This window comes from Solibacillus sp. CAU 1738 (genome assembly GCF_039888725.1).
GTDB lineage: Bacteria > Bacillota > Bacilli > Bacillales_A > Planococcaceae > Metasolibacillus.
The window spans coordinates 145791-161794 of record NZ_JBDQQN010000002.1 but is presented as its reverse complement, the minus strand read 5'-3'; the positions used below and the strand labels follow the sequence as shown (position 1 = coordinate 161794).

The following is a 16004-nucleotide window of genomic DNA, read 5'->3' as shown; positions in this document are numbered from 1 at the left end:
AAGTGCACAAATAGAAGTCGTGCAATTATAAATGTGAGGGGATGTTATAAATGAGCGTATCAAACAATGCAAAAGTATATTTGGAAGCGTTTTACAGCGGTCCGAAACTACAAGATTTATCTGCTCAAGAAGTTCGTCATGCATTAAGTCTAGCTCCACCACCTCCAGAAGGGGTAGAAGTACCAACTGTTGCAAATGTGGAAGATCGACAAATCGCTGTTAATGATGGTGACATAACAGTTCGAGTTTACACACCATCCGGGGAAGGTCCTTTTCCACTATTCGTGTACTACCATGGTGGTGGCTGGGTAATAGGTAATTTAGAAACGTCCGATGCTGGATGTCGTTTGCTTGCTGAACAAACGAAACGCGTCGTTGTTTCAGTTGATTATCGCCTATCACCTGAATATAAATTCCCTGTACCAGTAGAAGATTGCTATGCAGCGCTTTGCTGGGCACATGAACATGCAGCTGAGTTAGGTGCGATAGCAGATGATATTGTTGTAGGTGGCGATTCAGCTGGAGGTAATTTAGCAACAGTTATGACCATTTTGAGTAAAGAACAAAACGGTCCATCGATTTCTGCACAAGCGTTAATTTATCCAGTAACAAACCTTGATTTTACGACTTCTTCTTATGAACAATTTGCAGACGGCTATGGACTTGATCGAGATTTAATGATTTGGTTCGGTAACTATTACGTGAATGATCAGAAAGAATATAAACATCCACATGTTTCACCACTTTTATATGAAGATGTAAGTAATTTACCACCAGCTATTATTATTACAGCGGAAAATGACGTACTACGTGATGATGGTATTTCTTATCGACATAAGCTGCAGCAAGCAGGTGTTCATGTCACTTACACAGAGCTAGAAGGAAGTATTCATGGTTACTTTAGTAATATGATTTTATTTGCAGAAGAAACAAAGCATACTGTGAATGCAATTGCAGAATTTTTACAAACGATCCCAACGAATGTTTCTAATTAAATAGGAGGTTACCAAATGAGTAACGAAGTCAAACAATATGATGCGATTGTAATCGGTGCTGGATTTTCGGGATTATATATGTTGCACAAACTTCGTGAGCTTGGCCTATCTACTCGTGTGTTAGAAGCGGCAGATGGTGTAGGTGGTGTTTGGTATTGGAGTCGTTATCCGGGTGCGCGGTGTGATTCGGATTCTATTTATTATAGTTTTACGTTTTCTGAGGAACTGTATAAAAAATGGCGTTGGACAGATCGTTATTCCGCACAATCTGAGATATTAGCATATTTAAACTTTGTTGCAGATGAGTTAGATTTAAGCTCTGATATTCAATTTAATACCCGTGTTATATCTGCTCATTTTAATAATAACAAGAAATGCTGGGAGATTGCTACTAATAGCGGAGAAACATTTCTCGCAAAATACTTTATAAGTGGGGTAGGATGTTTATCTACTACTAATGTACCACCATTTGAAGGTGCGGAAACGTTTAACGGAGAGCAATACCATACGGGGCGCTGGCCACATGAAAAAGTAGATTTCACTGATAAACATGTCGTTATTATTGGGAACGGCTCAAGTGGTGTTCAAGCTACCCCAGAAATTGCAAAAGAAGCGGCAAAAGTGTCGATATTAATGCGAACTCCACATTATGTAACAGAAGCGAGAAATCGCCAGCTGTCAAAAGAAGAACAGGATCAAGCATTTGCGAATTACAACCAAATTCGTGAGTGTTATATAAATACATCTGGTGGTATTGATTTATTGAGGACAGGTAAATCGGCAGCCGAATTATCAGAAGAGGAACGCAAAAAACTCCTTGATTACGTTTGGGAAACTGGTGGACTATCGTTTGGTACAGCACTTTCTGATGTTGCAGTCAATAAAGATTCGAACTTCATTGTCTCCCAATATGTTCGTGATAAAATTCAGGAAATAGTGCAGGATGAGGAGACAGCTGAGCAATTATTACCTGATTATTATATTACAACAAAACGATTAATTATCGGTACAAACTATTATGAAACATTTAACAAAGATAATGTGGAGCTCATTTCATTAAAAGAGAATCCAATCGACTGCATAGTAGAAGACGGTGTGAAATTAAGCGACGGTGTTATGAATTGCGATGTCATTGTGTATGCAACTGGTTATGATGCAATGACAGGGTCGCTATTGAAAATGGATATTCGAGGAAGAGACGGACAAACGATTCAGGAGAAATGGAAAGAAGGAAATGAAGTAAAAACGTATCTTGGTTTAGCAATGCAAAACTTCCCTAATTTCTTTATGATAACAGGTCCACAAAGTCCATCTGTATTAACGAATATGCCTGCAGCAATTGAACAGCATGTCGACTGGATTGCTGATTGTATTTCCCATATGGAACAACAAGGAATTCAAACAATTGAGGCAGAAAAGAAAGCAGAATTATCATGGGGACTACAATGCGATGAAATCGCTAATCAAACACTTTATCCAGAAACAAGTTCTTGGTATACAAGAGCCAATTTAGACGGTGAAAAACGTGGCTTTGTTATTTTTGTAGGCGGTCTTCATAATTACCGTAGCATTTGTGATAACATTGCCGCGAATGATTATAGCGGCTTTACTTTTGAAAAAATTCCAACGACTGTTATAACAGAATAATAGAAAATTAGGACTAATCCTTTAAGTTGAAAAGGGTTAGTCCTTTCTTTTCAATTTTCAATTACGGCTTTTTCTAATCAATCTTGCGCTGTTAAACCACTCATATCGATTATTGTATTCCATCTAAGCCTATTCTAATTGTCCCGTTAAATGCTCCCATTTAAGGCGAATAGAAGTACCTTCGATTCAAAAGTCAATCCGAATGTAAAAAAGCCCCGTAAATGTAAGTTGAGTGTCTAACATTTACGAGGCAGTTCCAAAGCATACCTGCTTTTCGATTTCCACTTATTCATTTAGTGGTCAGGATTGATATATTCAATCCTACTTACGGAGATATTGGTAATCTCTCCCATTCGCTGAACATTTATGCTAATACCAGTCGTGGAACCTGACATTGCATCACCTGGCACACCTAAAACCCAAGGTATGTTATTCTCGAATTCTATTTCGATCGAGCCTGTGTTCTTGGCAGTAGCCCGGAACACATTCGTACCCGAGTCTCTAGTGACCTCAGCAATCTCCTCTGCGTTATTTGTGAGGATTTTATGTTTGCCTATATTTTTCGCAGCATTTTCATCATATCTAAAATCCTCAGAGAGAGACTCAAAGAATGACTTTTCCACATCATATACTATCGATAGCTGTTCTCTTAGTGTCTTGATGTCATATGTGAAGAGCGCATTGGTTGGCTGTTTTACTTCGATCCCGTACCGTACTTCTTTCCCATCGTCGAAACGGACTGTCGCTATATACTCGCCCGGTTGGTCAAGATCGATGTAGATATCAGGACGATTAGGACTTTTTTTGAATGCAAAGTTATCAGATATCTTCTTCCCATCTACTGTAGAAATGGCAACGTTCTCGGCCAGTTCACCTTTATATAATGTAAGAGTCGCTTTTGTCGGCAGAAAATCATTTGTCTCTTCGAGTGTCAGCTCCAGCTCACCGTTCACTTTTTTGATATGAACATAAAATTTCTTGTATTGATATTTGTAAGGATCGACAGAATTCCCTTCATCCTTAGAGATTTCATACAAGTTAAGCGTTCCCTCGCCCTCTTTTAATGGAACCAACTGAAGCCTATCTTCAGTATTTCCGGAAGGTGTTTTTTTCCCATACACTATGAATGATTTGAACAAATCGGAATTCTTCTCTTCATATACAACGCCAAGATTATCCCATCCGAAGTCGCTGGCCTTGAATGTCACCATTGTCGGTTTCCGGTCTTCAGTTGCTTTTATCATTTTAGCCGCTTGCCCTCTTGTAATAGGAGCATTCGGACTGAATTTGTCAGGAGACGTTCCTGTCGTGATGCCGAGTTTATAGATGATGAGAATACTAGTGCCGTGTGACTCATATTCTACAACATCTTTGAATGGGTTTTTAATATCATAGAACCTATACCGCGGCAGATCGAACGCTTTTACAAGAATCGAAGCCATTTGCCCCCGTTTAATGGGATCGTTCGGCCCGAAGTTTCCATCCCCGTATCCGCTAATAATGCCATTCTCTGCCATGGCTGCAATGGCTTTATAATAACCATTTTCCAACGAAACGTCCTTAAATCCCGGATCCTTCACCTCTTCCGTGTCCAATTTGATCAGCTTAGCGATTATTGCAGCTGCCTGTCCTCTCGTAATGGAATTCCCTGGCTTAAAAGTGCCGTCCGGATAGCCTCCAATAATATTGCGTTCTGCCAGATTATAGACCGCTTCAGCATAATGCTTGCTTGGTGGAACATCTTTGAATTGCATTCCGTTTGCGGCGAATGTGACGGATAGAGGCATACTGCAGCAGAGCAATAGTGCTCCAAATAGTATAAGTATTTTCTTCTTCAATCGCTCTTGTCCTTTCTTTTTTGAATGGTGATTATATTGTATCGGAATCTGACGTTTAAAACGACATCCCTTCAAACTAATTGTGGTACTTTGCACTAGTTCAATCTATTTAGTTTACATTTTAATCCTACTCTTTATTATAGATGGTAGTTTGGATATTAATATCTACATTTTTCGAATGTTCTCACCTTATTTTAAGGGGGAACATTTTTTAAAATAGAATTAGAATAAAAAAATTTATAAGTCGAAAATTGTAATTTTAGTATGTGTATGTATTTAATGAGAAAGTGAGTCAAAATTAAAAGTGATACGTCTAACTTAAAAAGGAGGTGTCGGGGTGTTTCGATTGGAGCAAAATTATGACGAGCATAACGAAGCAATATTTCATTATATTTACTTACTTGTCGGTCATAAAGAAACAGCGGAAGATTTGACACAAGAGACATTTTTGAAGGCACTGAAAACACCGAATTACCGTGGTGAGGCACAAATAAAAACATGGCTTATAACGATTGCGCATAATACAGTATACGATTTTTATAGGCGCAAGAAGCTGCTAAAATTTGTCCCGTTTTTAGCACATTATGAAGAAATTGATCATACATATACGCCCGAAATGTGGTTAGATAATCAGTCTACAAGTTATTTACTTTATGAAGCTTTAGGAAAACTGAAATTTGAGTATCGAGAAGCAGTAGTATTGCGCAAAATAGAAGGCTATTCCATAAAAGAAACCGCACAAATTTTACAGTGGAATGAGTCAAAAGTAAAAAACAATACAGAACGTGGCTTGAAAGCACTACGTACATTGCTAGGGGGTGAATGGGATGAATTTAGATAAAGAGTTAGCAGAGATTGCGCGGCCGGAACGTGCGATGCATGAAAGGGAAGTACAAAAAACTAGCAATACAAACCGATTTAAGCGAGCTCAGAAATTACAACTGAGGACACAGCAATTCGTGATGTCATGTATTGCCGTATTATTCCTGTTATTTTACTTTGAAAATGACATTAATGAAACCTCTCAGCAAGCAGCTTTAACAGATCAACCTATAGAAATAACTGTTCTTAAAAATCAAATACCAGAGCGTGAACTGAATTTAAATTCTCCTATGTATTTTCAAAAGAAATCAACTAGCGATGAACAAATTTTAGCTACATTTCAGTCACATGTAACTGACGCAAATATCGTCGTAGTAGACTGGGATGGTCAAATACAAGATAGTTATGGTGTGTATGATGTGTTATTAACGTATGACGGGGGACAACAGCATTATTTGAAATTGTCCACAGAATCGATTAATTATGAATTAATCGATGTTATTGCACAACAACGTTATGTTCTACCGAACGACACCGGGAAAGCAATGTACAGATTAATCGCCGACATTGAACGCCAACAAAAAGATAACGGTTGGAAACTATATGTATTCCTGGCATTAATCGTTCTGATACTGATAGATTCAATCTTTATTAGTCGAAAATCTTATATTAAAGATGAAGAAGGTAAACGAAAAAAAGGTAGAAGTTCTATACGTTTTTTTTCAAATATGCTCATGTATATACCTCTCTTATGGGGCGAATATATTCTTGGAGCGAAGCATTTAGGACTAATCGTCATCGGTTGCATTATGTCATTTGTAATTTGCGAATATTTCGAGGTGAGATTAGGGATTAAACATCCGCAATGGAAATGGGCATTTACAACAATGATGGTTTCTATAGTATTCTTCCTTCTTATTATCCTCTAACTCTTTCATTCCGAACACCGAACTAATATAATGGAAATGAAAGGGAGGTAATTTTATGGCAATTGAACAGCAATTTATTGATTATGTAAAGAAAATGCAAAACTATGGAGAGGCGCTATCGGTTATTTATTGGGATATGCGTACTGGAGCTCCGAAAAAAGGTATACCACAGCGCGCGGAAGTAGTAGGCACTCTTTCAGCTGAATTATTCGCACTGCAAACTGCGGGTGAGCTAGGGGAAATGTTAGCAGCGCTTGAAGCGAAGCAAGATGAGCTTGATTTTGTGACAAAACGCTTATTTGAAGAAACAAAAAAAGCTTATGATGAATCAAAAAAAATACCTGCTGATGAATATAAAAAGTATGTAATATTGCAGTCAAAAGCTGAATCAGTTTGGGAAGAAGCAAAAGGGAAATCAGATTTCGCATTGTTCCTACCATACTTAAAAGAGATCATTGCGTACCAAAAGAAATTTGTCGAGTATTGGGGTATTAAAAATGGTTCTGCTTACAACACATTGCTTGATAAGTATGAACCAGACATGACGACTGATATTTTAGACCGTGTATTTGGGGAATTACGTGAAACAATTGTACCTCTTGTAAAGGCAATTAATGAATCTCCAAACAAACCAAATACAGAAATACTATTTAAGCATTTCCCGAAAGAAGGGCAACGTGCAGCTTCTTTAGAAATTTTAGAGCAATTAGGCTATGATTTCGATGCGGGTCGCTTAGATGAAACAGTTCATCCCTTTATGATTGGTTTAAATAGTGGAGATATTCGTGTCACAACAAAATATGACGAAAACGACTTCCGCTCTGCCGTATTTGGCACAATTCATGAGTGTGGTCACGCATTATATGAACAAAATATTGATCCGAAATTAATGGGACTACCACTTGCAACAGGTGCATCAATGGGTACCCATGAGTCACAATCTTTATTCTATGAAAACTTCGTAGGACGTAACGAACAGTTCTGGAAACATAATTTTAGCCTGCTACAAAAACATTCTCCAGAGCAATTTGGAAATGAAACTGTGGAAGATTTCTTAAAAGCGATTAATTTCGTTGAGCCATCTTTCATTCGTATTGAAGCAGATGAGCTAACATACCCACTTCATATTATGATTCGTTATGAAATTGAGCGCGAATTATTTAATGGTGACTTACAAGCAGAAGATTTACCACAAGTATGGAATGATAAATACGAGCAGTATTTAGGTATTCGCCCTGCAAATGATGCACAAGGTGTACTTCAAGATACGCACTGGAGCGGTGGTAGCTTCGGTTACTTCCCAAGCTATGCATTAGGCTATATGTATGCTGCACAATGGAAACATGCGATGGATAAAGACATTCCAAACTTTGACGAGCTTTGTGCAAAAGGGGATTTAACTCCAATTCGCGAATGGCTGACAGAAAAAGTACATCAATATGGTGCACTGAAAAAACCATTTGAACTATTGCAAGAAGTTACAGGTGAAGGGTTAAACGCAAAATATTTAGCTGATTACTTAAAAGAAAAGTATACGAAGATTTATCAATTACAATAGAAACAACTATGAAAAATGCACTGCTAATTGCTTAGGAAACTAAACTTTTGGTAGTGCTTTTTTAATGTCGAATGTATTAAGTAAAAATCCCCTCTAGTCTGCTATTTAGTGAAATATGAAGAGTTATAAAGTAGGTTTTGAATGCCTTTAATTGAGATACCAAATTTAAAACACTTAACAAATTATTTGAATAAAGAGAGATATTTTACTAGTAGTAATGCAAATAGACATACAAAAGAAACTTGAAGTTATTTAGTTAATATTAATTTTGGTGAATCGTACAATAAGTAAATGAGTTTAAAAAGCGTATTTATTTTTATGAAGTAAATACGCTTTTTATATGGTAAAATACATTTTATACATAAATTAGGTGAGTGTTTTATGGAAAGGGGAATTTCGTAAATTAACTAAACAAGGCGTAAACAAGTGGAGTAAGTTAGGTCAGTATTCGATACCGAAAAAAGGTACGTTTAGAAGAATGGCTGCTATTCCTCACCCGTTACATAAACCCTTATAACCTCACAAGTAATTTGAATTTTTGTGATATGAGCAAGCGATAGCGAGCTTAGATTTAATACAAAATCTCAATTTTCTCTGTCCATTTTTTAGGTTATACTTGTTTGAAAAATGCGAGAAATTTGCAAATTAAAAAGGGTTATTTTGACACTATTAAACGAGGAGATTACTATGGAAATTAAAATTATTTCACCAAAAGATGTAAAAGAACTCTCTATTTATCTTGAAAAAATAAATACAAAAAGTAGAAGCCACATTGGATTTTGTGGAGAGCAAAATGAAGAAATATACGATTCTTTAATGAATGATTTTTCTGATTTAAAATTTGAAGATTCTTTTTTAGTGGCATATGATCAATCTAATATAGTTGGTACGATTGGATTGGATGTTGATTTAGACGGGGGGTACGCGGATATCTGGGGTCCATTTGTCACAGATGAGAATCTGGATGTTGCACAAGCATTATGGAACAAGGTTCTTCTTAAAATACCTCAAGAGATAAAGTCTTGTTCTTTTTTTATAAATAAAGATAACTTATTTGCAAAAGAATTTGTTACCCAAAATAAAGCTCAATACTCAGGCGCAGATCTGGTTCTTAATATAACAAGAAGTATGTTTACTAAAGAAGCCATTACTACTTCAAAAAAAATAGACAAAGAATACTATGATTCATTCATTAGTTTACATGATGAGGTCTTTCCAAAAACATATTTCAATTCCCATTCTATATTAAAAAGGTTGAATAGCAGTAATGATCTACTAATTATAAAAGGAAATGAATCTAAAATTAAAGGTTATGTATATATAGAAGCAAATCCTGAACATAAAGAAGGGAATATTGAGTACATTGCCGTATCTACGGAATTTAGAGGTCAAGGGGTTGGGAAAATGCTCATAATAGATGCTTTAAAGAAGCTTTTCTCATATCCTAGTATTGATGAGGTAACTATATGCGTGTCATGTGAGAATGAAGCGGCAATAAATTTATACAAATCCGTTGGGTTTAAAGAAAAGTATTTTTTGGATAGTTATGATTTATCGGTAAATAATAATTAAGATTCAAATAAGTTCTGATGTTAGTCTAAATTATGGACACAATAAATTGGGACATTTTAAAGTATAATAATCCCAACACATTGAAGAACTTTTGAAATACGAAAAATCAAATGTAATAGTAACGAGAAGAAGTGAACCTAACATTGATGGCAATGGCTTTGATAAATTTAGTGAATCAATCTTAAAATAATATAACTTACTTAAAACACTGGTGCTAATGCATTCAGTGTTGTTTTTTGTTCGTTTTTAAGCACGTTTTATTTCATAGACTATAAAGTATTTAGATGATAGTGTTCATCCTTTTATGATTGGCTTAAATAGTGGCGATATTCGTATCACTACGAAGTATGATGAAAATGACTTCCGATCTGCTGTCTTTGGTACGATTCATGAGTGTGGTCACGCATTATACGAACAAAATATCGATCCGAAACTAACAGGACTACCACTTGCAACAGGTGCATCTATGGGTATCCATGAGTCACAATCTTTATTCTATGAAAACTTCGTAGGACGTAACGAACAGTTTTGGAAACATAATTTTAGCTTGCTACAAAAACATTCTCCTGAGCAATTTGGCAATGTTACTGTGGAAGATTTCTTAAAAGCAATTAATTTCGTTGAGCCATCTTTCATTCGTATTGAAGCGGATGAGCTAACGTATCCACTACACATTATGATTCGTTATGAAATTGAGCGCGAATTATTTAATGGTGACTTACAAGCAGAAGATTTACCACAAGTATGGAATGATAAATATGAACAGTATTTAGGTATTCGCCCTGCTAATGATGCACAAGGCGTACTGCAAGATACACACTGGAGCGGCGGTAGCTTCGGTTACTTCCCAAGCTATGCACTAGGCTATATGTATGCTGCGCAGTGGAAACATGCGATGGATAAAGATATTCCTAATTTCGACGAGCTTTGTGCAAAAGGGGATTTAACACCAATTCGCGAATGGCTAACAGAAAAAGTACATCAATATGGTGCACTGAAAAAGCCATTCGAACTTCTACAAGAAGGAACAGGCGAAGGGCTAAACGCGAAATATCTAGCTGATTACTTAAAAGAAAAGTATACTAATATTTATCAACTATAAAAGCGGGCGCTCACATTTTGTGGGCGCCTTATTAAGTTTTATTCCCATTTAAAAGCACATAAAAAACTCCCCAGCTCGTTTTCCGAGAGGGGAGGGCATTTAACAATTTAGTTTACCAAAGATTATTGAAGCCTTTAAAACCTGGAGGAGATTGCGTAATAATCTCGTAAATCATAATTGTATACGCGAATAAGATTAACGCGAATAAAATAACACCCCATACATTGAAGATTAGTTTTGGTGAACTGTATCATAAGTGATGCGGTTTTCTTAGCTATATATAACATTTATAATCAAGAGTTAATTAATAAATGTTGTTACTCATTGTGTGCTTTTATAAAGTCATAAAGAACTTGACTTAATTTCTGGGCTTCCTCACTTAATTGATCATACGTAGTTATATGGTTTATAGCTTTTTTGCAGAAATCTAATTTATTTACTATAGTTCCTGAATCTGCGGCATAACTACCTCTTCTTTTCCTAGTCCCTTCTGGTAAAAGAGAATTGATAAAGGTACCTAAATGCATGTTATTGTAATCATCTTGAGTAAAGTCTTTGTTAGTTAGGTGTTCTAGTGTACTCTTTTCATATTCAGAAATTACTTCTCTTATTGTATCTGCAGAGAGTATATTCTCAATTTCTTTACATTCTAAACAAAAATACCTATCTCCTAGAACTAATTTTAACTTTTCTTGTCGAGGACGTTTATCATCACCGTCTTTGTCAGAAATCAAAAAAAGAGTGCTGCAGATTTTTTCAGCATTCATAGAAGCATGTCCTGCATCATCAACTTTTTCATCTTCATCTAGGAACGACCAATGAGTTATATTGCCACCACTATATTCAACGAATGAATAGTGTATATCTTCTTTAAACTGTTTTAATTCAGGGTGAGATTCTTGAAATACTTTAAGAAAACGTCTTATATATAATCTATCTGTAATACCTTCAACCCATATGGTACAGTTAGATAGAAGAACAGCAGAATTTTTAACTCCAAGTTCTTGTAACACGCTCTTGTCCTCATTACTTACATTTTCTATAGAGAAAGTTGCATCTAGTTCTTCAGTAGGGTTTCCGGAATGTTCTCCTAATGTTTTTCTGAACTTATAGACGGATATCTTATCAATATCAAGTGTCATATCTAAAAAATGATTTGAATGGGTTGTGAAGAAAAATTGGTGATGTGCAAATTGTTCATCCAATATAATTTCAATAAATTTTCTTTGCATACCTGGATGTAAATACAACTCGGGTTCCTCGATAAATAATAGCAAATTGTGTTCTAAAAACTTAAATAGAGGGAATGTTAAGATGATTAAAGATTGAATACCATCCCCTAATTCAGATATGTTTTTTTCCTTTTCTGTTCCTATTTTCACTTTTATTATATCTGAATTTCTAACGGGCGTAAGTGTAACTTGTTGTCTGTCGAAGAAGCTTTCAGACAAAAATTCTTGAAATTTCAGCATGTTGTACCTTTGTTGAACACTTCCTAATAACATGTCTGTTATTTCATCATAGAGATTAAGTCCAGTTTGTATTTCTAAAGTTTCCGGTGTTTCTTTGAAGTAATCATTTTTCGTTCGTTCTTTATAAATATCTTTTCCAGTATCGATTGTATCTACATATCCTCTTAGGCCACGTAGAGTCGGTATATAAACACGTTTAAAATTAATTTTATAATTTGATCTACCCGAAGGAGTTATTTCGCTAATTTTTGATTGGTAGTCATTAATTAATGTTTTTAAGTTAGTTATTACCTGATTTCTTGTATTAGCTCCAACACTTACGCTTGATTTTATAGATACAGGTGATGAGTTATTCAGTTCATTTATTTGATCAATTAATCTATAAAAGTGGCTAAATAAATCCCTATCCTCTTTTAAAAATGGAGTATGTTCTGATTCTTTAATATCATTAATTAATTGGTTTACTTCAAGTTTACCAATGCCCTCAAGAGAATTTTTTGTTATAGCGCTAATTATTTCATCCATAAAATCAATTAGTATATTGTAATATTTCTTAACGTCTACCATTTCTTCTGGCGGCATAAAAGAAATTTTATTATCAGTTGCGAATATTCCCCTAAGGAATCTACTTTTACCTGAATTATTAGAACCTACAAAGATGTTGACTTTAGATAGGTCTCCTATGGCTATCGAGTTATAGTCGGATTTTAAATTGCTATTAACAATTAGTCTTTTTATGTGGTATACCAAATTAGTCACTCTTTTCCTGTAATTTGAATATAATCTTCATCTCATTATAAGTTATTTTTCTGAAAATCGTTTATGTAAGTTTTGATTACATTTTAGAGTATCCTAAGCATACGATTTCAGCATAGGCTGCAAACTTTTTCTTGAACCTTTCTTTTATGTCTCAAGGATTTGATTCCAGTCAAGTCCTCACTATCAAGTGGTTGATAGGTTTGACTTCCGCTTTGAATTAATATGCACTGTCTGGAATTGTCATGATCTCGCCATGGACATGTACCAATCAATAACAGTCTTTATGAATAAAGGCAATGGTGTGCTCTGTAAACTCTAATCCCTATTACTGTATAGATTATTAGGGAAAATAGTAAAACTTCATTTAGATACATTACTGAGAACCGTATATTAAGTAATTTTATTACAAACATCATTAACAATGAACAACTTTAAGTTCATGCCAAATGAAAGCATATTATTCTATCCTCATCTCTCACAAATACAACGTCCACAAGAAGTGCATTTTAAATGTTTTTTACACATATCACACACTGTTGCATTAATACCTACTTTAAGATAGCGAACTGAACAATATTTACAACCATGTTTAGATTCTATACGTGGAAAAATTTTATCTGGTTCATTCGAATTTTTGGTTTCTGTTTGAATAGGAATTTCAAAAGGTCTAAGTTTTTGTATTTCTGGAAAAAAATCCACCATATTCAGACTTAGTCCAGATTCAACTACGAATACAGTAAAGCCTTGTTTAGCGTAATGAACTGCTTCTTCTTCTGAATAAGAGTGTGCAAAAAATAAATGACTGACGATTTGACCATTATTTTGAGGGGGGTCTTCTGTACTGCCCAAAAGTTGATTATATGATAAGCCAACAACATAAGAACCTCTTTGCGGAAAACTACGTGACATTAGAAAAAACTCCAATCCTTATTTGTTTAGGAACTTGCCCAATAAGCAATATACTATAGTTTGAAGATTTTTCCTGCAATGGTAGTATAATAACTTACTGAAAAAAGCATAATTCAAAGTATGTTCTTAAAAATAATTTATTTGATGGGAATTTACAAGCAGAAGATTTACCACAAGTGTGGAATGATAAATACGAGCAGTATTTAGGTATTCGTCCTGCTAATGATGAAGAAGGGGTACTTCAAGATACACACTGGAGCGGCGGTAGTTTCGGTTAATGCATTAGGCTATATGTATGCTGCACAGTCGCTTGTTATACGAGATCTTTGTCCCAACCAGCCTCAAACATGTTTCTACAAGTATGGCGCGAACGTTCTACCCCGGCCACCGGTATCATAAACAAAGAAGAATCCTTGATATATCGAGGGTTCTTTTTTTATTGTAGAAAATTTGTAGAAAGAATATCTCTTGGGAGTTATAATGAATTTAAAATAAATAAAAGATAAAGAAAAATATGACAATCAATAATAATAGTAAGTAGATAAAATTCTACTTACTATTATTAATTAGGGCAAGGGTGTTGGATACAGCTATCCATTGCGAGGGAGCTTTACTTATTAAGCTAACGGCACAAATTAAATGATGAAACAAAATTATAGGCTTTTATGACTGGAGTGTAATAAAATTGAAGTTTGAAATAAAAGCTAGGCTATTCATAGGTAATTCTAGAATAGATCTTAAGAATTATCCCTCTTTTAGACCTCGTCCCCTAGTTGAATGGATAATAAATACTAATGACTTCGAATTAAATATGTATGGGTCACTTTGGGGGGAGAGCCTTGTATTAGATTTAGGAAATCACTTATCAGTTTATAGACAAAAGAGTAGTTTGTGGTGGGCTTTAAATCAAACTGTATCACCTATAAATCCTTCTTACGCACCTCAAACTGGCAAAACTGCTGGTAGTTCTGTTACTGGTAATTTTGGTGAGGTATTAACAATATTAGCATTAGAATCACTTGTGCCTTATCCTGAATTTTTAGGAATCTGTCATATAACATCTAAATATGGAAAGCGTTCACCAGATATTTTTGTTGAAACAACTCCATTAATAGATGTTCATAATAAAAAATTTAAGAATAAGAAGAAGACTTCGCCTTCAAGATCAAATTGGCCTTCGTCAATACCAGGTGAATGTAAAAATTCGGATTTTCTAGAAGCACTGAGGCAATTGGCGGTTTATTGGTTTTATTCACAAAGTTCAGATGACTTTGGGTATGGACTGATATCGACTATAAATTATGAAGAGTCCAATGAAATAATGGTAAATCTTAATTTAATTATTCCTAAGGATATTCCAAAATTAAGAGGTATTCTTATCTCAGAAAAAGATGCAAAAGGTCTAAAACAAAAAGACTTAAAGGATGTAATGTATGGTTTTGAAAAGCGACGTAGAAATGGTAAAAGCTTATAAAGAATCAAGAATGGACATTTGGGTAGGTAATAGGGAAAATTCCCTTAAAAATTTAGAAAAATGTTTGATGTACATAAAAAATAATAATGAGAGTGGATTAAAAGTATTATTTGATCCAATTGAAAAAACTATTGAATCCTGGAACAAAATTGAGTCAAATCAATTAGGATGTACAATTGACAATCTGGTTCCAAATGTAAATTTCTCAGGTATCCTACTCTATAGTGGATTAAACTCTGGGGAATTTAGAGGTCGTATCTATGGTTCGAGTTTAATAGTTAGTGAATATCTTAATCCAATTCAAGGGTGTATTAATAAAGAAACATTGAATCTGAATTGGGTAACGGTTAATACTATGGGTGGCTTTACAGCAAAAATAAGTTTTAACCCCTCAAACGCTATACTTATTGCAAATTTAATATTTCATCAGATTTTTGACGATCAAACAATAAAAAATAATAGAATTGTGATTCAAGAAGAGATATGCAGATTCTTCTTGAGGGAAATTAAAAATAAATTTAATTTGATTTGATGTAATAAGGATTTTGATGTAGGAGACAATCTTAATAAAAATCGAATTAAGGAATGGATTGTAAATGTTAACTGAAACAAATTTTATGTAAGTAACGGAGGGCTTTGTTGAAGAAGATATCCAAAGTAGAAGCAACAATCTTTGAGAAAACAGCCTATATTAATGAACACCTAAAGATTTATATTCATTTTATGAAGATTTGAATGTTCAATATGAAGACTAAATAATTGATACTAGTGATATACAAAATTTATTTTCTATCGGTGATAGACTTATTATTACGGGAACTGAGGGAATAGGGAAATCGACTATGATGAACCTTTAAATTTGCAATTACCTGTTCGTTACTTATGAAATGCAAGAGGGTGGGAACGTGGAATGAGAAGAGAAGTGGA

At 34.7% G+C, this 16004-nt stretch carries 11 protein-coding genes and 2 pseudogenes; 10 read left to right on the top strand and 3 right to left on the bottom strand.

The window, feature by feature from the left end; translation table 11 throughout:
• Positions 1–50 precede the first annotated feature (50 nt).
• Both AAFN87_RS05885 and AAFN87_RS05880 read left to right on the top strand, forming a co-directional pair.
• Positions 51–995 carry an alpha/beta hydrolase gene (locus tag AAFN87_RS05885; protein WP_347790116.1) on the top strand — a complete coding sequence of 315 codons (945 nt, stop codon included), beginning with the start codon at positions 51–53 and terminating at the stop codon, positions 993–995.
• Between the two features lie 15 nt (positions 996–1010).
• Positions 1011–2642 carry a flavin-containing monooxygenase gene (locus AAFN87_RS05880; RefSeq protein ID WP_347790115.1) on the top strand — a complete coding sequence of 544 codons (1632 nt, stop codon included), beginning with the start codon at positions 1011–1013 and terminating at the stop codon, positions 2640–2642.
• A 293-nt stretch (positions 2643–2935) separates the two neighbouring features.
• Here AAFN87_RS05880 and AAFN87_RS05875 read toward each other — a convergent pair whose 3' ends face one another.
• Entirely contained in the window at positions 2936–4480 is a 1545-nt protein-coding gene (locus tag AAFN87_RS05875; RefSeq protein ID WP_347790114.1) for an S-layer homology domain-containing protein, read from the bottom strand.
• A gap of 337 nt (positions 4481–4817) precedes the next feature.
• Between AAFN87_RS05875 and AAFN87_RS05870 the strand changes: the two genes are divergently transcribed.
• The 5 genes and pseudogenes from AAFN87_RS05870 to AAFN87_RS05850 all read left to right on the top strand — a co-directional run.
• Complete coding sequence (locus tag AAFN87_RS05870) at positions 4818–5321, top strand: RNA polymerase sigma factor (RefSeq protein WP_347790113.1); 504 nt, start codon at positions 4818–4820, stop codon at positions 5319–5321.
• Positions 5308–6231, top strand: coding sequence for a hypothetical protein (locus AAFN87_RS05865; RefSeq protein ID WP_347790112.1), 924 nt, complete (start codon positions 5308–5310; stop codon positions 6229–6231). The genes AAFN87_RS05870 and AAFN87_RS05865 overlap by 14 nt, the downstream gene beginning before the upstream one ends.
• Positions 6232–6286: 55 nt before the next feature.
• A complete protein-coding gene (locus AAFN87_RS05860; RefSeq protein WP_347790111.1) occupies positions 6287–7789 on the top strand; it encodes a carboxypeptidase M32 in 1503 nt (500 codons plus the stop codon).
• A gap of 687 nt (positions 7790–8476) precedes the next feature.
• Positions 8477–9361, top strand: a complete 885-nt coding sequence (locus tag AAFN87_RS05855) for a GNAT family N-acetyltransferase (protein WP_347790110.1) — start codon at positions 8477–8479, stop codon at positions 9359–9361.
• Between the two features lie 280 nt (positions 9362–9641).
• Positions 9642–10463 (top strand): annotated as a pseudogene (locus tag AAFN87_RS05850) (carboxypeptidase M32); the annotation flags it as partial.
• 317 nt (positions 10464–10780) lie between these two features.
• Here AAFN87_RS05850 and AAFN87_RS05845 read toward each other — a convergent pair.
• Entirely contained in the window at positions 10781–12685 is a 1905-nt protein-coding gene (locus tag AAFN87_RS05845; RefSeq protein ID WP_347790109.1) for an AAA family ATPase, read from the bottom strand.
• A gap of 477 nt (positions 12686–13162) precedes the next feature.
• The gene (locus AAFN87_RS05840) at positions 13163–13603 is read right to left on the bottom strand and encodes an ETC complex I subunit (RefSeq protein WP_347790108.1); all 441 of its coding nucleotides are present in this window, start codon (positions 13601–13603) and stop codon (positions 13163–13165) included.
• A 137-nt stretch (positions 13604–13740) separates the two neighbouring features.
• Here AAFN87_RS05840 and AAFN87_RS05835 point away from each other — a divergent pair.
• The 3 genes and pseudogenes from AAFN87_RS05835 to AAFN87_RS05825 all read left to right on the top strand — a co-directional run.
• Positions 13741–13909: pseudogene (locus AAFN87_RS05835) on the top strand (carboxypeptidase M32); the annotation flags it as partial.
• A gap of 379 nt (positions 13910–14288) precedes the next feature.
• Positions 14289–15077 (top strand): hypothetical protein, encoded by a 789-nt coding sequence (locus AAFN87_RS05830; RefSeq protein ID WP_347790107.1) that lies wholly within the window; start codon positions 14289–14291, stop codon positions 15075–15077.
• Positions 15037–15609: a hypothetical protein gene (locus AAFN87_RS05825; RefSeq protein ID WP_347790106.1), complete on the top strand. Its 573-nt coding sequence runs from the start codon at positions 15037–15039 to the stop codon at positions 15607–15609. The genes AAFN87_RS05830 and AAFN87_RS05825 overlap by 41 nt, the downstream gene beginning before the upstream one ends.
• Positions 15610–16004: the final 395 nt, after the last annotated feature.